This window comes from Dickeya sp. Secpp 1600, assembly GCF_003049805.1.
Classification (GTDB): Bacteria; Pseudomonadota; Gammaproteobacteria; order Enterobacterales; family Enterobacteriaceae; genus Dickeya; species Dickeya fangzhongdai.
In genome coordinates this window covers 2754081-2772473 of sequence record NZ_CP023484.1, presented here as the reverse complement: position 1 = coordinate 2772473, position 18393 = coordinate 2754081, and the positions used below count along the sequence as shown (strand labels likewise).

19 protein-coding genes are annotated in these 18393 nt (G+C 58.2%); 17 read left to right on the top strand and 2 right to left on the bottom strand.

Annotated elements, in window-relative coordinates:
- Positions 1-93 precede the first annotated feature (93 nt).
- From CPA59_RS12360 to CPA59_RS12320, 9 genes are all read left to right on the top strand, one after another.
- Positions 94-1560: a PAS domain S-box protein gene (locus CPA59_RS12360; protein ID WP_038919215.1), complete on the top strand. Its 1467-nt coding sequence runs from the start codon at positions 94-96 to the stop codon at positions 1558-1560.
- Positions 1561-1592: 32 nt separating this feature from the next.
- Positions 1593-2234 (top strand): response regulator transcription factor, encoded by a 642-nt coding sequence (locus CPA59_RS12355; protein WP_038919214.1) that lies wholly within the window; start codon positions 1593-1595, stop codon positions 2232-2234.
- 441 nt (positions 2235-2675) lie between these two features.
- Positions 2676-3659, top strand: a complete 984-nt coding sequence (locus CPA59_RS12350) for a sigma 54-interacting transcriptional regulator (protein ID WP_049854056.1) — start codon at positions 2676-2678, stop codon at positions 3657-3659.
- A gap of 164 nt (positions 3660-3823) precedes the next feature.
- Positions 3824-4030: a hypothetical protein gene (locus tag CPA59_RS12345; RefSeq protein ID WP_033575736.1), complete on the top strand. Its 207-nt coding sequence runs from the start codon at positions 3824-3826 to the stop codon at positions 4028-4030.
- A gap of 81 nt (positions 4031-4111) precedes the next feature.
- Positions 4112-4477 (top strand): EscI/YscI/HrpB family type III secretion system inner rod protein, encoded by a 366-nt coding sequence (locus tag CPA59_RS12340; protein WP_038658200.1) that lies wholly within the window; start codon positions 4112-4114, stop codon positions 4475-4477.
- A gap of 121 nt (positions 4478-4598) precedes the next feature.
- Positions 4599-5381, top strand: a complete 783-nt coding sequence (sctJ, locus tag CPA59_RS12335) for a type III secretion system inner membrane ring lipoprotein SctJ (protein WP_038919212.1) — start codon at positions 4599-4601, stop codon at positions 5379-5381.
- Between the two features lie 2 nt (positions 5382-5383).
- Entirely contained in the window at positions 5384-5977 is a 594-nt protein-coding gene (locus tag CPA59_RS12330; RefSeq protein WP_038919211.1) for a serine kinase, read from the top strand.
- Between the two features lie 74 nt (positions 5978-6051).
- Positions 6052-6654: a type III secretion system stator protein SctL gene (gene sctL / locus CPA59_RS12325; protein WP_038919210.1), complete on the top strand. Its 603-nt coding sequence runs from the start codon at positions 6052-6054 to the stop codon at positions 6652-6654.
- 298 nt (positions 6655-6952) lie between these two features.
- The gene (locus CPA59_RS12320; protein WP_049854055.1) at positions 6953-8266 is read left to right on the top strand and encodes a lytic murein transglycosylase; all 1314 of its coding nucleotides are present in this window, start codon (positions 6953-6955) and stop codon (positions 8264-8266) included.
- A gap of 10 nt (positions 8267-8276) precedes the next feature.
- Here the strand turns inward: CPA59_RS12320 and CPA59_RS12315 are convergent, their stop codons facing one another.
- Entirely contained in the window at positions 8277-9437 is a 1161-nt protein-coding gene (locus tag CPA59_RS12315) for an alpha/beta hydrolase (RefSeq protein WP_107759509.1), read from the bottom strand.
- Positions 9438-9976: 539 nt separating this feature from the next.
- Here CPA59_RS12315 and CPA59_RS12310 point away from each other — a divergent pair.
- The 7 genes from CPA59_RS12310 (at position 9977) to hrpN (ending at position 15769) form a co-directional block, all read left to right on the top strand.
- A complete protein-coding gene (locus tag CPA59_RS12310) occupies positions 9977-11026 on the top strand; it encodes a phospholipase (protein ID WP_107759507.1) in 1050 nt (349 codons plus the stop codon).
- Positions 11027-11246: 220 nt separating this feature from the next.
- Positions 11247-11474, top strand: coding sequence for a type III secretion protein HrpF (locus tag CPA59_RS12305; RefSeq protein ID WP_038658225.1), 228 nt, complete (start codon positions 11247-11249; stop codon positions 11472-11474).
- Positions 11461-11895, top strand: a complete 435-nt coding sequence (locus CPA59_RS12300) for a type III secretion system chaperone (RefSeq protein WP_049854052.1) — start codon at positions 11461-11463, stop codon at positions 11893-11895. The genes CPA59_RS12305 and CPA59_RS12300 overlap by 14 nt, the downstream gene beginning before the upstream one ends.
- Entirely contained in the window at positions 11888-13957 is a 2070-nt protein-coding gene (gene sctC, locus CPA59_RS12295; protein WP_049854051.1) for a type III secretion system outer membrane ring subunit SctC, read from the top strand. The genes CPA59_RS12300 and sctC overlap by 8 nt, the downstream gene beginning before the upstream one ends.
- A 34-nt stretch (positions 13958-13991) precedes the next feature.
- On the top strand, positions 13992-14180 hold the full coding sequence (hrpT, locus tag CPA59_RS12290) for an HrpT family type III secretion system protein (RefSeq protein ID WP_038919200.1): 189 nt from the start codon (positions 13992-13994) through the stop codon (positions 14178-14180).
- A complete protein-coding gene (gene hrpV, locus CPA59_RS12285; RefSeq protein ID WP_100849621.1) occupies positions 14177-14587 on the top strand; it encodes an HrpV family type III secretion system protein in 411 nt (136 codons plus the stop codon). Before hrpT ends, hrpV begins: the two co-directional genes overlap by 4 nt.
- A gap of 159 nt (positions 14588-14746) precedes the next feature.
- On the top strand, positions 14747-15769 hold the full coding sequence (gene hrpN, locus CPA59_RS12280) for a harpin HrpN (RefSeq protein WP_038919198.1): 1023 nt from the start codon (positions 14747-14749) through the stop codon (positions 15767-15769).
- Positions 15770-15945: 176 nt separating this feature from the next.
- On the opposite strand, the gene CPA59_RS12275 is transcribed toward hrpN, so the two are convergent.
- Positions 15946-16347 carry a cupin domain-containing protein gene (locus tag CPA59_RS12275; protein WP_082202657.1) on the bottom strand — a complete coding sequence of 134 codons (402 nt, stop codon included), beginning with the start codon at positions 16345-16347 and terminating at the stop codon, positions 15946-15948.
- Positions 16348-16694: 347 nt separating this feature from the next.
- On the opposite strand from CPA59_RS12275, the gene CPA59_RS12270 reads away from it, so the two are divergent.
- On the top strand, positions 16695-18371 hold the full coding sequence (locus CPA59_RS12270; protein ID WP_107760832.1) for a ShlB/FhaC/HecB family hemolysin secretion/activation protein: 1677 nt from the start codon (positions 16695-16697) through the stop codon (positions 18369-18371).
- Positions 18372-18393: the final 22 nt, after the last annotated feature.

Genomic DNA, 18393 nt, shown 5'->3' with positions numbered 1-18393 from the left:
CCTTCCCCGGGGGCGATTTCTGCGGCTTTCCTTTCTGCTGTCGGCGCCCGGTTTACGGGGGCCGGCAGGCTTAGCGATAGCAAGGAGATGGCAATGTTATATACCCCGACTTCCCCACAACCCCACCATCCGGATGACGTACCGCCGCTTGAACTGGTGGATTTCGCCTTTAGTCGTATCAAAGATGCTATTTATATTGTCAACGACATGGAGCAGTTTTGTTACGCCAATGATGAAGCCTGCCGCATGCTGGGCTACAGTCGCCGCGAGTTTCGTCGCATGCGGATACAGGACATCGACCTTGGCTGGACAAAGGAAGAGACCAACCGCCACTGGAGCGATCCCCGCTGCTGGAAGCGCGGGCTGACGTTTGAAACCCGGCATAAAACCCGCTTTGGCATGGTGCTGCCGGTCGAGGTCAGCGTGAATCATTTTCTACATAAAGGACGAAAGTACAGTATGTGCGTAGTAAGGGATATTCGTGAACGCAAGCATATCGAACAGTTGGCTTACGCCCGTGAGCAGGAGTTCCGGGCGCTGGTGGAGAATACGCCGGATCTGATCACGCGCTTTGATCCGCAGCTCAACTGCCAGTACGCCAATCCCGCCACACTGGCCCACCTGCGTTTTACCGCCGAGCAGCTGCGCGGGCGGCGGCTGACCGATCTGCTGCCGAACGCCCGCTGCGCCCAGCGCATTCTGCAACTGGTGCAGATGGTGGTGGATTCGGAAAGCAGCGTCGAAGGCGAGCTGGAGGAAGACATCGGCGCGACGGAAACGCGCCACCGGGTGATTCACCATATCCGCTGTGTGCCGGAGTTCGATCAAAGCGGTAAGCTGACGTCGATCCTGACCGTCGGGCGCGATATCACCGCCATCCGCTATGCCGAAAAAAAGCTGGAGGATTCCCATATGCAGCTGCGGCTGCTGGCGCGCCAGCGGGAAATCTCCCGCGAAGAAGAACGCAAGCACATCGCCAGGGAGATCCACGATGAGCTGGGACAGCATCTGACATCAATGCGCATGAGCCTGTCGCTGATGCGTATGCAGTTCGCCCGCGATAACCCGCATATGCTGACGCAGCTACAGAATTTGATGGCGCTGTCTGATAAAACCATTCAGGTGGTGCGACATGTCGCGACCCGGTTACGTCCCAACGTGCTGGATATGGGGCTGACCCCCGCGCTGGAGTGGCTGCGTGATGATTTTATCCGCCAGTATCGCTGCCCTTGTCTGTTGCGGGCGCCGGAGCCGGAAGTGGTGCTGAATGACGAATGCGCCACCGCGGCGTTCCGGGTGGTGCAGGAGTCGCTGACCAATATCGCCCGTTACGCCGAGGCGACGCAGGTAGTGATTGCGCTGGAAAACCGCGAAGGATTGATCGTGCTGAGCGTGCGCGACAACGGCAAAGGGTTTGACGCTCAGGCCCGTAAACCTCACGCCTTCGGTCTGATGAGCATGAAAGAGCGCGGCCGGATGCTGGGGGGAGAAGTGGTAATAGAAAGTCAGCCTGGCGTAGGTACGCTGGTTCGGCTGACGTTTCCGCAGGATACCGCGTAGAATAGATTTTCTCTGGAGAGGACGAAACGCGAATGGATAGACTCATAAAGCTGATGATCGCTGACGATCACGTAATTATGCGTGAAGGATTAAAGCAGATCTTTGCATTAGACGAGAATCTGGAAGTGGTGGCGGAAGCGGGGACCGGGTCGCAGGTGCTGGCGCAACTGCGGGAGAGCCAGATCGATTTACTGCTGCTGGACATGAGCATGCCGGGCATTTGCGGCGAAGAACTGATTATCCGCATTGTGGCGCAGTATCCGCGTCTGCCGATTCTGGTGTTGAGCATGTACAGTGAACCGCAGATCGCCCGGCGGGTACTGAAAAGCGGGGCGCTCGGCTATATCACCAAAGACAAAGACCCGGAAGCGCTGCTGTCGGCTATTCGTCGGGTGGCGCAGGGCGCGCGCTATATCGACCACAGTATCGCCGAGCAGATTGTGTTTGCGGATTGCCAGACCCGCGGCGACGGGCGCCATGAACTGCTGACCTCGCGGGAGCATCAGATCATGGTGATGCTGGCTCAGGGACAGGGGGTTAACGCCATCGCCGAAACGCTGGCCATCAGCAACAAAACCGTCAGCACCCATAAATCGCGGTTAATGGAAAAAATGCAGTTCACCACCAACGCGGACATTGTGAAATATGCATTGAGCCAGCGTTTAATCGCCTGACAGTAACCTATTGTCCTCCCTTCGCTGATGACCTTGCTGTAAGACAATGCCATGACGAAGGGGGGAACCACGCCTTCAGTACCCGGAACGCCGCCAGCGTCATTGTCTCCGGGGTCAGATTATTCCTACTTTTCGCTCTGAAATTCCTACCACAACTTCAGCGGTTGGCTGATGGTTTGTTTTGCCGTTGGCGGTAATGCTTACACACACCATGAATAATTTGTTAATACTCGCAGGTTATCGATTGTTAAGTGTTAAGGAATTGTCAGGACGACAATGGGGCTATTGGAACTTAAAACCGTGCCAGCGTTCAGGATTAGGGTGTATCCCGTAATGATGCAATGACAGCTACTGATGGCGATGTTGCGGCGGGAGACAGTCTGGAACGGGATAGATTCGACAGTTTGATAATGGAATACAGAAAAAGGTACAGGAGTTGTCATGACGATAAGGAATAGCAATGAATCCGTGCAGTCACTTCATTGTGTCTCCCATGAGTCCTCGTTAACGCATCCGTCGGAAGATATACATGGATCGCTATCTTCTCTCATCCACACTATTGCGCCCCTTAACGTTGATATCGTACTGGAAGGTGAAACCGGCACCGGCAAAGACACGCTGGCGCGCCGTATTCATCAGCTTTCCGGTTGCGCCGGCCCGTTGGTGGCGGTGAACTGCGCCGCCGTGCCGGAAACGCTGGCGGAAAGCGAGTTGTTCGGGGTGGTGTCCGGGGCTTACACCGGCGCCAGCCGGTCCCGCGCCGGGTACCTTGAAACCGCGGACAAAGGCATTCTGTTTCTGGATGAGATCGACAGTATGCCGCTGACGCTGCAGGCCAAAATGTTACGGGTGCTGGAAAGCCGCGGCATCGAACGGCTGGGCAGCACGCAGTTCAAACCGGTGGATATGCGGGTGATCGTCGCCACGCAGACGCCGCTACAGAAGCTGGTGGACGAAGGGCGTTTTCGGCGCGACCTCTACTTCCGGCTGGATACGGTAAAAATCCAGCTGCCGACGCTGCGTTCGCGCACGGAAGTCATTTTGCCGTTATTCCAGCGCTTTTTGCGCGAAGCGTCGGCGCGGCTGAAACGGCCGGCGCCGGGTCTGTCGGCCATCATTCAGGAACAACTGCTGATGCACGGCTGGCCCGGCAACATTCGTGAACTGAAAGCAGCGGCCGAACGCTGGGTGCTGGGGCTGTCGCCGGTGCCGATAGCCGCTGACGGCGATGGGCAGGGAATGGGGGCGGATACGCCGCTGACCTCGCTGAAAGTGCGCCTGCGCCGTATTGAACGGTTCCTGATTCAGGAGGCGTTGCAGCGCAACGACCACTGTATCGATACGGTGGTTAATGAGCTGGGCATTCCTAAACGCACGCTCTATCACCGCATCAAGCTGCTGAATGTGGCGGCGCGCGGACTGTAATTTATCGGCTGTATCCTGTTATCACCACCAGGGGAAAAAAAGTGAATATCTTTCGGAACCACCTCTCGCTATCTCCTACTTAACTTATGAACACGATGACTGTGTAAGTCGCAAAGTTCATTAGCGAAATCACTTTATCAATCAACTGTTAACTGGAGATATCTATCATGATGGGACTTTCTAACGCAGCAGCATTGGCAGGCATGCAGACTCTGGACAAAACCATGGCTTCTACCACGGCGATGACCACGGCCGCCCAGGCGCAAAAAATGAAAACCGATGCTATCAGCTCAATCACCGACGGTCAGATGGACTCCGCCACCAAAGCCATGAACTCCGGGCAGAAAGCGGCAAAAGCCATCCAGTTCTGATGTTGTGTAGGTAGTCGACTACCGGGGGGAAGTTCCCCCGGTTTTTTGTCACATTAACATCCATCAAAGAGGAACGGATTCATGATGAAAATCACCCGCGTCAATGAGCTTCAGGGACTGATCGGTGACGGTGAGCCGCGCAGCGTTGATATTCCTGCGCAATCGGATGTGACCTGGTTTAGCGCCGCGATGGAACCCGCCGCGCCGGCAACGCCGACAGCGGACAACAAGGCCTGGCTGGGCGCGCTGGCGGAGAAATCCGATAACCTGGAAAACCTGTTGCAGAAAGCAGAACGTCAGGTAGGCAAAAGCATCAACAGCAATAACCCAAAGGATGTGATGGATGCCACCCGGACGCTGTCCTCGTTTTATCTGGAAAGTTTGCTCAATGCCAAAGTGGTGGCTAAAAGCGTCCAGAGCCTGGAAAAACTGACCAACCTGCAATAGCCAGGATCAAACCTGTAATCAACACGATCGTGATGAGTTAACACTGTCGTGATTAGTCAACGCCATCGTGACTAATCCAATCATGATCGAATCATGAACAACTCACAATAATGGCACCATGATGAGTAAATCCGTCCTGCACCGATTCCTGACCCTGCTGCTGGCGTTGCTGATCGCTGGCTGCGGCGATCGCGTGGAACTCCATCGCGGTCTTTCCGAAAACGATGCCAACGAAGTGATCGCCGCGCTGGGGGGATATCACATCGGGGCGGAAAAGCGCACGGAGAAAGCCGGCGTCAGTATTCTGATTGATGTCAAAGACATGGAACGGGCGGTCAATATTCTCAACGCCGCGGGATTGCCCCGTCAGGCCCGCACCAATCTGGGCCAGGTGTTTCAGAAAACCGGTGTGATCTCGACGCCGTTGGAAGAACGCGCCCGTTACATTTATGCCTTGTCTCAGGAAGTGGAATCCACACTCACGCAAATTGACGGCGTGCTGGTGGCTCGGGTTCATGTCGTGCTGCCTGAGCGTATTGCACCGGGGGAACCCATTCAACCGGCGTCCGCCGCGGTATTCATCAAATACCGGCCGGAGCTGGAGCCGGACAGTATCGAACCGCGTATCCGCCGCATGGTGGCCAGCAGTATTCCGGGGCTGGCCGGCAAGAGCGATAAAGATCTGGCCATCGTGTTTGTTCCGGCGGAACCGTACAAAGATCATATTCCAACCGTGTCGCTGGGGCCGTTTCAGTTGACGCCGCAGACCATGACGCAGCTGCAATGGCTGGCCGGGTTGTTGGCGCTGGGGCTGGCCGGCGTGCTGGGCTGGCGTTTCGGCAAGCCCTGGTGGGAACAACAGCAGGCGCGCAGGAAATCGGCGCAACCGGACGCAGGGGCTTAAGCATGATAAGCGTAGCCGATGACAACGACGCCCTGCGCTGGAGCCGATGGTGGTGCTATGACTGCCTGCGGCAGGCGGACCCCAGCTGGCGGGACGCGACGGTTTTCAGCGAGAGCGAGATGGCGCTGGCGCCAGTGCACCATGCCACGATGCGCCGTTGTCTCGGTGTGGTCGAGGCGTTTCCCCCTGCGCCGGAGAGCACGTTGCTGCAACTCGGGCAACTGGAGGTGGGGCGGCGGCGTCAGGTGTTGCAACTGATGGCGGCGGTATGCCGCGAAACGCCGGGCGACCTGCCGGAGACGCTGGCCGTCTGGTGCCGGCGACTGGCGAAAGCGCTACGCCCCGGCCTGTGGCTGCCGCCGTCGCTGGCGTTTGACCAGCACCGGGAGCGTGATGCGCTGATTGTTCTGCGCTGTCGTTTCCCGCCGGCCTGTTGGTCGCGGCTGCAGCTGTTGTACCCGCGCGACTGGCGCGACGGCGCCGGTCGGCCGCTGGGCGAGGCGTTGCCCGCCAGCCGTATCGCCAGCCTGTGCGATGCCATCATCTGGAAAGCGGCGGATGGCAACCCGGCGGCGCATGAGGGCGGTTTAGTATAAAATAATTTACCAACTAAACTATATTGAAGGTAAATTATCAATCGTAAGCATCATCGACATCAGGGAGGGAGAGTATGTTGACCAGGCGGTGTTTAAAACTGGTGGCCGGCACGGATGTGCAGGAAGCAGAACTGATCCGGGTTGAACAATTGCAGCAGCATCAGCGCGGGCTGGCGGTGATGGCCGAAGCGCGGCAACAGGCGGATGCGCTGCTGGACGAGGCGCGCCAGCAGGCGCACGAGGCGATCGCCATCGCTACCGGTCAGGCGGAACAGCAATTCTGGCAGCAGGCGGATGAGATACTGCGCGGCTGGCAGCAGGAACGCGAGCAGATGGAAAACTGGCTGCTGGCGCGGTGCGGTCAGTTGCTGAGCGACGCGATGACCCAAATTCTCAAAGCGGTGCCCGACGCTGAACGCTACCCGGCGCTGTTGCGTCAACTGCTGCGCACGCAGGGCGGAGAAGGGCGCGGCACGCTGTACTGTCACCCCGACCGTCAGGCCGATGTCGCCGCCTGGCTGAGCGAACACAGCCATCTGGGCTGGAAACTGAGCCATGACGACGCGCTGGCGCAGGATACCCTGAAATTGATCACCGCGCAGGGCGTCATGACCCTGAGCTGGCAACGGGCGGTCGAACAGCTGTTGCCGCAGGCGGAGGTGCTATCGTTAAACTGAGTGCGACGGCGAGAGCTGGAGAGCAGGAGACAAGGCCGCAATACGCCGTTACGAAAACAGAGGGAATACTACGGATAAACTCTGTCAGTGACACTTATGTCAGCGGTGGTCTGTATATTCCCGCCGGTTGCTGCACTATTACTGTCAGAGATGTTGCACGATTCCGGCGGCGTCCGACGACGATGTTCCGGCAACCCTGATCGGGCCGATGATGTTACGGACCTGCTTTTGGCCTGTTTCCATACCCTAAATAATCCAAGTTACGGTATGACGGGTATATCTCTTATGGAATAGTCAAATGGTCAATAACAGAACACAGGCATCAGCAATGATGTCGATGGCAAAGGTGATGGTGTTGCTGATCGGTACCGGGGTGCTGAGTTCATGCGCCCACACCCATTACCCCTCACGTGAATGCCGGGATATTGAGGGCTTGCTGAAATCGCACGGCGTCACTGACACGCCAGCGGGGTTGCCGACGCCAGACGAAAGTTTTGAACAGTGGAAAGCCGTGCTGCGTCAGGAGGTCCTTTCTCAGGGCATTACAGCCGGCACCTTTGATAACGCGTTTGCTGGTTTGACGCCGGACAGCGACGTGGTGGCGGCCACGCAAAAACAGCCTGAGCTGGTCACGCCGGTGTGGACCTATATTGAACAACGGGTGACGCCGGAGAACATTGCGCAGGGGAAAACACTGCTTAAGCAATACGCTGGGGCGGCGGCCCGTATCGAGCATCGTTATCAGGTTGAACCGCCGCTGCTGTTCGCGTTTCTCTCCATTGAAAGCCATTATGGCGCCAATACCGGTGATAAAGCGGTCATTCGCTCGCTGGCTACGCTGGATTACTACAATTATCGTCGGGCGTTTAACCGGCAGAATCTGATTGCGGCGTTACGCATGATTCAAAACGGCGATGCGCGGCCAGAACAGATAAAAGGGTCCTGGGCCGGGGCGATGGGGATGCCGCAGTTTATACCGACTTCTTACCTGCAATACGCCGTGGATTTTGATGGCGACCATCACCCCGATATCTGGACCTCATTCCCGGACACGCTGGCGTCGGTGGCGAACTATATGCAGCAGGCCAAATGGAAAGCGGGCGTCCCCTGGGGATTTGAAGTGACGCTGCCCGCCGGTTTTGACTATTCCCTTTCCGGGCTGGATAACCAGAAAAACGTTGCCGACTGGCAGGCGTTCGGGGTGAAAACCGCGGTGCCCGGAGATCTGGCCGCGCTGTCTTCGGAGCAAGCCTCGATATTGCTGCCGGTTGGGAAGAATGGCCCGGCGTTTCTGGTGACGGCGAATTTCCGCGCCATTCTTCGTTATAACAATGACATTTCCTATGCGCTGACCGTCGGCTTGCTGGCGGATAACTACCAGCGCGAGACACCGGTACTCAAGCCCTGGCCGCGTCAGGAGACGCCGTTAACCCGTAAAGAGCGCGAGGCGCTGCAAATTCTGCTGCAGGAAAAGCAGCTTTATCCGGGTGCTATCGACGGCAACATTGGCCGTGCCACGACGCGGGCGATCCGCGCCTATCAGCAGCAGGAAGGGTTGCCGGCGGATGGGTATCCCGACCATGCGCTGCTTGAGAGACTGCGCTGTCGTTAAACGCCGGCGTTTAGCGCGCCGTCACGATATCGTGCGCCGTCCGCACCAGCAGTTCGGCGCACGATTCCGTCATCGGCCCCAGCAGACCATGCAGGCCGAGGGTATGCCCGACATCCGGCAGCAGGGTGATATCGATATGCGGAAAGCGGTGTTTTACACCCTCGAACCATGCCGCTTCGGCGGCGGCGTTCAACTGGGTATCCATCATGCCGAAATAGCAGACCACCCGGCTTTGACACCGTACCAACTGCTCAATTTCCGGCTGCTCATTCTGATACCACTGTTTCCACCAGGCGTAGGATGACTGGGTGAACGGCGCGTCGGCCGGCCAGGGCTCCCGATCGTCGTGGCTTAAAACCATGTCGCGCTGCGTATCGAAACTGGCCTGCAGCCTGGCGGTCATGCTGTCGAAATCTGCTTCATCCCAGTATCCCTTGTAGGGCAACAGGCTGCTGATGGGTTGTAAAAAAGCCAGCGGACTGCGGCCGAATCCGTTTTTCAGATCCTCCAGCGTGAGCCGGTCGCCGGTGTGTGGGATCGCCTTGAGCCAGGCGATGGTGCGGTGGATGAGCTGCCATTCCAGCACGTGTTTCATGGACGAAAAAACCGGCGACACCAGCATCAGGGCTTTGGCGGCGACCGGATAGCGCGCCACCATGCGCCCGATGTTGATGGCGCCTTCGGAGTGACCGAGCAGGATAAGATTGTGACGGTCAATATGCGGCAGTTCGCTGGCATACCGGTACAACGTATACAGGTCTTCATACTGGCTTTGCGGGGTCACCGTCTGGCGGACGGCGGCGTCGATAAACATCTGCCGGTAAGCCAGTTCGCGGTTGAACAGATATTCCGGGCTATCCAGCGTGTTGTCGCGCAGGTTGCCTTTGACGCCGCGGCAGTCAAACCGTAGCACCGCCAGCCCGGCGGCCAGAAAATCCTGCGCCAGACAGCTAAAGACAAAATCCGCCTGGGTGCCGCTGTCGCCAATCAGATAGTGACGGTCGTGCATGCCGCTGCCGGGCGCCAGCATCACCAGCGGATACACGCCCGCCGGTGTCTGCGGATAGTTGATCTGACCGGTCAGGGTCGCGTTCCCATCCTGCGATCGCAACGCAAACGGGTACACCGGGTATTTTTCATTCAGTTCGTCATTTCCAAGATAGGTTTTCACGGGGATTGCTCCTGATTGTCCGGCACGCCGTCCGGCAATGTAAGACGGTTGATGCGCCGCCGCATTGCGCTGGCGCAGGTCCGCCCGGTTTTTCTATCGCCGGCATGACCCGGCCTGTGCTGCGTTTTTTCCCTCTCGCGTGACTCACCACTCCTCCTTTTCGGCCGTATTTTCCCGCCGGTCGACCACACAACCTCCGCGCCGTTAACCGACGGGCATCATCCTGTAGTCTGCACGTGTTCAGCGCCGCCGGTCAGCTGAAAGGCTGTGATGGAAGGCTGGCGCTGTAATGAATCGTTATCGCAATGGACGCGGCGTCGCAGGCTCTAATGCCGTCGACAATAGACTTCATTCCGCTTATCCGGGCGCGAGCGTTCCCGGCCTCTCTCTGGTTCTCTGGCGTGTTTGTCCGGGCAGGTTCGCCGTTGTTACGGCCTGAATTCGCGTTGTTCTGACGCAGCATGCCGGCCTGCGCCTCCGCTACATTGCCTGACGAAGACACCACTGATCTTAATCGATTTAAAACCAAGAGGTTACATATGGAAAAGGTACTAATCTGGTTCTGCGGCACCGGCACCACCAAACAGGATTTTCTCGCCAACGTTGAAATCAGCGGCTTTAGCGCCGTGGTCGCCATTGACGGCATCGGCACCGCCGCGATGCTGACTAAAACCCAGGCGCTGGCAAAACGCGCCGGCTGGGGCGGCAGTTTTGTGGATATGAGTGAAAAGATGGGCGTGCTCTACGATCAGGTCAACGGTTATGACGACCGTGCCGGCGTGGTGACGCTGGACAGCCTGTTCCCGCTGGTGGATTACCTGAAAACGCTGAAAGAGTACCAACTGGTGGTCGGCGGGCATAGCCGCGGCGCGGCGGTCGGTTTAACCGAGTTTCTGGCCGAGCTGTACCATCTGGCGGTGCAGAATCAGGCGGCCGGCGTGTGGGCCAATGCGAAAACCATCCGGCTGGTGGTGGTGGACCCGGTGCAGGGGCAGCAGGATTCCGACAAGGACACCAACGCGTTTAATGCGATTCTCAAAGATAAAACTCTTGCTCAGATTCTGGCCGAACTGGAAACCAAATGGTTTGGCGGGCGGGAAGTGTTCGACACGCTGGTGTACAGCGCGCGTTACGATGCCCGCTCCAGCTTTGCCTTCGATTCCCGCTGGTATCGCTTCATCACCGAGCAGATGGGCAAACAGGCCGGCCCGGCTAAACGCGCCAAACTGGTGATGGCCGGTTTCCGCCATTCTGCGCCGGTCAGCAAAGAGGATGAAATCTCCGCGCTGTATCAGGGCAAAGGCGTGGCGCCGATTGCGTTTCTGCAACAGCTGGTGTCGTTCGACCCCAACTGGGAGCAATCGGCCCGCCTGCTGAGCCAGATTGAAAACGGCTATCTCGACCAGCTTGCCGCCGGCGCGAAAACCGATCTGATCAGCCTGCTGGACAAACAGACCAGCCTGCTGTCCTACGGCATTACCGGTTTGATCGGCGGTAAATCGCTGCAGAAAACGCTGTCGACGGATAACCCGCAGAAACCGGAGTACCGCCGTTTTTACCGCTATCAGTACGGTAAGACCACGTTTTAATCTTCCTTCGGTTTAATCCACAGACCACAGGCCGCTATCGGGGATAGCGGCCTGTTTTTATATTATTTATTTGTACTATGCACACGCATTTCGCTCGCATTGCATTTCCAGACGCCGCCGATTGCCATTCATCTTTCCCTCACCCGATGGAACCGCCGTTACTCCCCGGCCACACAACTGCAGGCCAACCATACCAGCTTAATCAACGGGAGTAGCAACCATGTCTTCATCTTCACCTATTCAGCGCCGGCTGGACGGCGCGTTTGTCGATGCGCAGTCCCGGCTCGACGAGATGGCGCTGACCGTCTCGGAGGGGGAGGTCAGCGCGGCGGATACCTATGCCTTTTATGAAGCCAGCATGGACTATTCGAACGCCAACTGGGCCGCCGGGCAGATGCTGAGCGTCAAGCACGGTCTGGCGAAGGCCATCATCAATGACTTCAACTGAGTTGATCGGGGTCATCGAACGCTGGCTCAACAGCGCCGCAGGCCAGTTGATGCTGCACATTGACGGCAGCCCGGTGGTGTTGACCCGTTATCACGATGGGGTGGGCTGTTCCGCCGTCGTCACGCTGTCGGTCAAGGTGGATGACCGGCTGTTGCACAAGGCGCTGCGCTACTCGTCAGCCGCCGTGTTGCGACTGGGCATGGATGCCGCCGCGCTCTGCTGGTCCGCCGCCGACGAGCAATTATGGTTACTGATGCGACGCGAGCCGGATGACCCGATTCGGCTGTGTCGCTCACTGGAAGCGCTGGTTAATCAGCGGGATGTCTGGCAGAGCCTGTTGGCGCCGCTTGCCAGACCGGCATCGCCGCCGCCGCTGAATCTGAAAACACTGGCTTTTTTGCAAGGAGATCAGCATGCGTAACGCGCTGTATGCACTATTGTTCAACCTCTACCGCCTGTTCTGCTGGTCGCTGGTGCTGATGGGGATGTTGCCCATCGCCCATGCGGCGACGCCGTCTGACTGGAGCAAAGGCGCGTATGCCTATTCCGCCGAACAGACGCCGCTGTCGGCGGTATTGCAGGATTTCGCCAACAGCCACGGCGTCGATCTGGTGCTGGGCAACATTCAGGACATCAACGTAGAGGCCAAAATCCGCGCCGACAACGCGGTGGCGTTTTTGGATCGGCTGGCGCTGGAGCACCGTTTTCAGTGGTTCGTCTACAACAACGTGTTGTACGTCAGCCCACAGGATGAACAGACGTCGGTGCGCATTGAGGTGTCGCAGGATGCCGCGCCGGACATGAAGCAGGCGCTGACCGGCATTGGTTTGCTGGATGCGCGTTTCGGCTGGGGGGAACTGCCGGAAGAGGGCGTGGTGCTGGTCACCGGCCCGGCGGAGTACGTCAACCTGATCCGTAACTTCAGCCAGCAGCGTGAAACCAAAGAAGATCGTCGCAAGGTGATGATCTTCCCGCTGCGTTATGCCTCGGTGTCGGATCGTACCATTCAGTATCGCGACCAGCGTCTGGTGATCCCCGGCGTGGCGACCATTCTCAATGAACTGATGGATGGCAGCCGCAACACGCCTGCCGGCGCGTCGGCCGCCGCCAGTGGTATGGGCAACGACGGTGCGATGGCGGCCGCCAGCGGCGGCGGGCAGGATGCCAGTCAGGCGATTGAGGTCAATGCCCGCGCCATGCTGGCTCGGCTGGCTAGCCGCAGCAGCGGGGGAGCCGGCGCAACGGCCCGGCGCAAGGATCAACTTAACGGCAAGGTATCGGCGGATGTGCGTAACAACGCGCTGTTGATCCGCGACGACGAAAAGCGCCGGGACGAATACCAGCAACTGATCGACAAGATCGACGTGCCGCAAAATCTGGTCAACATCGACGCGATCATCCTGGATGTCGATCGCACCGCGCTGTCAAGACTGGAGGCCAACTGGCAGGGCAAACTGGGCGCGGTCACCGGCGGCGCCAGCATGATGTCCGGCTCCAGCACGCTGTTTGTCAGCGATTTCAAACGTTTCTTCGCCGATATTCAGGCGCTGGAAGGCGAAGGCACCGCGTCGATTGTCGCCAATCCGTCGGTGCTGACGCTGGAAAACCAGCCGGCGGTGATCGATTTCAGCCGCACCGCCTTCATCACCGCCACCGGCGAGCGGGTGGCTAACGTACAACCGGTGACGGCCGGCACCAGCCTGCAGGTAACGCCGCGCGTGGTCGGCCGCGGCAGCCTCAGCAGCATTCAACTGGTGATCGATATTGAAGACGGTCAGGTGGAAACCAATACCGAAGGCACCGCCTCCGGCGTGAAGCGCGGCACCGTCAGCACGCAGGCGCTGATTGGCGAAAACCGGGCGCTGGTGCTGGGCGGGTTCCACGTGGAAGAGAGCGGCGATCGTGATAAGCGCGTACCGCTGCTGGGCGATATTCCCTGGATCGGCAAACTGTTCACCTCGCGTCAGCACGAAGTATCCCGCCGCGAACGGCTGTTCATTCTTACCCCGCACCTGATTGGCGATCAGAACGATCCCACCCGATTTGTGTCGACGGATAACCGCCGCCAGCTCAACGACGCTATGGGGCGCGTGGCGCAGCGCAACAGCAAAACCGATCTGTTCGGCATGGTTGAGAACGCCATGCGCGATCTGGCCAGCGGCCAGACGCCCGCCGGATTCACCATCGACAGCAGCGGGGCGCGCCTGTCGGAGTTCTGCCGCACGTCGCCGTCGCTGAGTTATCAGAGCAATCGCCATCAGTGGTACAGCAATTTGACCCTCAGTCTGGCGGTGGGCGTGGTGAAAAACACCGGTACTCGCCCCCAGCGTTTTGATGAAGCCAACTGTGCCGGCAGCCGCACGCTGGCGGTAGCCGCCTGGCCGAAAACCACGCTGGCGCCCGGCGAATCCACCGAGGTGTATCTGGCGCTGTTGCCGGCCAAAAACGCGCAGCCATCGCGCGCGTCACTGATTAAACCCTGACGATTTACCACCATAGCCTTTAGGGAGAAAAGCCATGCGTTATCAACTCTTGCTGGTGCTGTGCGGTTCGCTGCTACTCAGCGCCTGTGCCGCCCGGGCTCCGCTTGGCGCCTGCGATTCGGTCAGTTGCCGTCCCGAACCGGATAACCGGCAGATGGTGATCTGGTGGCAGACGGACATGCGCCCCGGCGCCGTCGATTTTACCCGGGTGAGTGTGCCATGACCGACAACATCACGGTTTTCGAGACCGGTACGGCCTTTATGGCGGCGATGAACCGGCATCAGGCGGCGCGCTGGTCGCCGCAATCCGGCGTCGATCTGGTGTTTCAGTACGGTGATACCGGCCGCGAACTGATGCTGCAGATTCAGCCGGGGCAACAGTATCCCGGCATGTTGCGCAACATGCTTGGCCGTCGTCATCAGCAGGCGGCGGAGTGCGATGGTTGCCACCTGTGCCTGAACGGCAGCGACGTGCTGATTCTTTGGTGGCCGCTGCCGCCGACGCCTGATACCTATCCGCAACTCATTGAACGCCTGTTTGAGCTGGCGGGGCTGACGCTGCCGCCGGTTTCGGCGGAGCGAGCGGTACGCCCGCAAACCGGCGTCGGCATTGCCCGGCCGTTGGGGTGACACGCGGTTTTTTACGGTAAACCGGCGCCAGCGGGGAACCGTTTCGCCGCTGGCGTCACTCAGTAACAAGTATCCATCATGATGCCCGCATCGGGATCGGAGCGGGCATCCGTTGCAGATACTTTTGCGAACACCTGACATGAATGAGGAAACGAAATTATGCAAATTACGATCAAAGCGCACATCGGCGGTGATTTGGGCGTCTCCGGCCTGGGCCTGGGCGCTCAGGGGCTGAAGGGGCTTAACGCCGCGACATCATCCCTGGGTTCCAGCGTAGACAAACTCAGTAGCACCATCGATAAGCTGACTTCCGCGCTGACGTCGATGATGTTTGCCGGCGCGCTGACACAGGGGCTGGGTGCTGGTTCGAAGGGGCTTGGGGCGGGTAATCAACTGGGCCAGTCGTTCGGCAGTGGCGCACAGGGTGCGAGCAACCTGCTGTCGCCGCCGAAATCCGACAGCGATGCCTTGTCAAAAATGTTTGATAAAGCGCTGGACGACTTGCTGGGCCACGACACCGTGACCAAGCTGACTAACCAGAGCAACCAACTAGCTAACTCGCTGCTGAATGGCAGCCAGATGACCCAGGGCAATATGGATGCGTTCGGCAGCGGCGTTGGCAACGCACTGTCGTCCATTCTCGGTAACGGCCTGGGTCAGGCGATGGGCGGTTCTTCGCCGCTGACGCTGGGCGCCGGCGGTTTGCAGGGGCTGAGCGGTGCCGGCTCGTTCAATCAGCTGGGCAACGCAATTGGTATGGGTGTGGGTCAGAACGCGGCGCTGAACTCGCTGAGCAATGTCAGCACCCATGTTGACGGCAACAACCGTCATTTCGTGGATAAAGAAGATCGTGGTCTGGCTAAAGAGATCGGTCAGTTTATGGATCAGTATCCGGAAATTTTTGGTAAGCCGCAGTATCAGAAAGATGGCTGGAGTTCAGCGAAAACTGACGACAAGTCCTGGGCCAAAGCGCTGAGCAAACCGGATGATGACGGCATGACCGGCGCCAGCATGGACAAATTCCGTCAGGCGCTGGGCATGATCAAAAGCGCCGTGGCGGGCGATACCGGCAATACCAACCTGAACCTGCGCGGTGCGGGCGGTGCGTCGCTGGGTATCGATGCCGCGGTCGTCGGCGACAAGATCGCCAATCTGGCGCTGGGTAAGCTGGCCCACGCCTGATACGCCTCGGTTGTCCGATAAAGCGGAAAAGAAAACAGAGACGGGGAAGCCTGTCTCTTTTTCTTTGTGGAAACCGGGGTTTGCTGACAAACCGACCGCGCGCCGAAACGCAGGCCGAAACGCAGATAGCCGCCCGGCGGCTATTGTCATGTCGCGTTGCGTGGCTTGACCCGGCCTTATGCGTTGTCATCCACCACCCGGTACAAACGCACGTTTTCCCGTTCATTGGCGTCGTTGCGCGCCACAATCGCGATAGCGTCTTCCTCATCGCTCAGGTTGCGAGGCTGGTGGGGCACGCCGGGCGGAATATAGAGAAACTCGCCGGCCAGATGGAGGCAGGTCTGCGATAAATCAGTGCCGTAACGTGTTTCGACCCGCCCCTTCAGCAGATAGATCGCGGTTTCGTAATCAACGTGGTAGTGCGGTTCCGCTTCCGCACCGGCGGGAATCACCACGATATTCATGGAGATGTGCTTAGCGCCGACGGTATCGCGGGAAATACCGACAAAATAGGGTAAATTCTGCTGTGTTTCCGTGGGATTAACCGGTCTGACAATCTTGAGTTGGTTAGTCATCATTTTTTCTCCGTCTGGTGCTGCGACCCGAAATAATCAGTTCTGCAAATGAACTGGCGGAGAGATCTCACACAATGTATTGCTTAAAAAGCGAGCAACTGTTACATCCGATGAAAATTCAGTTTCCGTATGTTTACATTTCCTTTCGCCATACCTCGTGACATTAACGATTCTTTTTAGGTTTTCTTTTTATAAAAATTAAATTATTCATTTAAAATCAATAAATTGTTTTTAAATGTCGTCGACTTTACTGTCAGCTGAATTGTAAATATTTGTATTGTTTTTGAAAGAAATGCGCATTATTATTTCGGCAATTTTTACCATCTGTTTCTATTACATGGACGTGCATGATGTTTGTCAGTAGCAGGAAAACTGGCCTGATCGTCTGTTTTTCCCTCATTGGTTACACCGCCTCTGCGTTTTCCGCTCTGTTGGATCCGTCGGAGCGAAACGAAACCCAGCAACGCCAGTCGGAAGTGATTGAGCAATCCCGTCAGCAGCGGGAAGCGTTGCAACAATTGAACAATATCGTGCAGGCGCCGCTGAAAGCGGACAACACGCCGCAAGGCCCCTGTTTTACCCTGCGCGAGATTCGCTTCAATCACAGTACCTTGCTGGGCCCGCGCGACCAGACGGCGCTGACCGCCGGCTACCTTAATCGCTGTAACAACCTTGAGCAGATCAACCAACTGGTGCACGACGTCAGCAACTGGTATATCCAGCGCGGCTACATCACCAGCCGGGCGTTTCTGAGCGAACAGGATCTGTCGGGCGGCGTGCTGCAACTGGAGATCCTGGAAGGTCGGCTGGAAAAGATCACCATCAATAACCAGACGGAACGGATGACCCGCACCGCGTTTCCTGCGCGGGAAGGGGAGATCCTGAACCTGCGCGATATCGAACAGGGCATGGAGCAGATGAACCGCATGCCGTCCCAGCAGGTCACGATCGAGATTCTGCCGGGCAGCCAGCCGGGGTATTCGGTGGTAAACCTGACCCGTGAGGCTCACCTGCCGTTCACCGGCGGGCTCACCTTCGATAACAGCGGCCAAAAAAGCACCGGCGAACAGCAGCTCAACGGCAGCCTGGCGCTGGATAATCTGTTCGGCGTGGCCGATCAGTGGTTTATCAGCGCCGGCCATAGCAGCCGCTTTGCCACCAGCCATGATGCCGAAAGCCTGCAGGCCGGTTTTTCCATGCCGTATGGCTACTGGAACCTGGGTTATAGCTACTCCCAAAGCCGTTATCGCAATACGTTTATCAGCCGCGATTTTCCCTGGCATTCCACCGGCGACAGCGATACCCATCGGCTATTGCTCTCCCGCGTAGTGTTCCGCAACGGCACCATGAAAACCGCCATTGCCGGCACGCTCAGCCAGCGCACCGGCAATAACTATCTTAACGGAACGCTATTGCCGTCCAGCAGCCGTAAGCTGAGCAGCGTGTCGCTGGGCGTCAATCACAGTCAGAAACTGTGGGGCGGGCTGGCGACCTTCAACCCGACTTACAACCGCGGCGTGCGCTGGCTTGGCGCGGAAACCGACACCGATAAAAGCGCGGACGAACCGCGAGCCGAGTTCAATAAGTGGACGCTGTCGGCCAGCTATTACTACCCCGTTACCGACAACATCACCTACCTTGGCAGCCTGTACGGCCAGTACGCGGCCCGCGCGCTTTACGGCAGCGAACAGCTGACGCTGGGCGGGGAATCCTCCGTGCGGGGATTTCGCGAGCAGTACACCTCCGGCAACCGGGGCGCCTACTGGCGTAACGAGCTGAACTGGCAGGCATGGCAACTGCCGGTGCTGGGCAACGTCACCTTCATGGCGGCGGTCGATGGCGGTCATCTCTACAACCATAAACAGGATGACTCGACGGCGGCCTCATTATGGGGCGGCGCAGTCGGCGTGACCGTCGCCAGCCGCTGGCTGAGCCAGCAGGTAACGGTGGGGTGGCCGATCTCCTACCCGGCATGGTTACAACCCGACACTATGGTGGTGGGTTACCGGGTAGGTTTGTCGTTTTAACTCATTTAATAAAGTCGTTTTA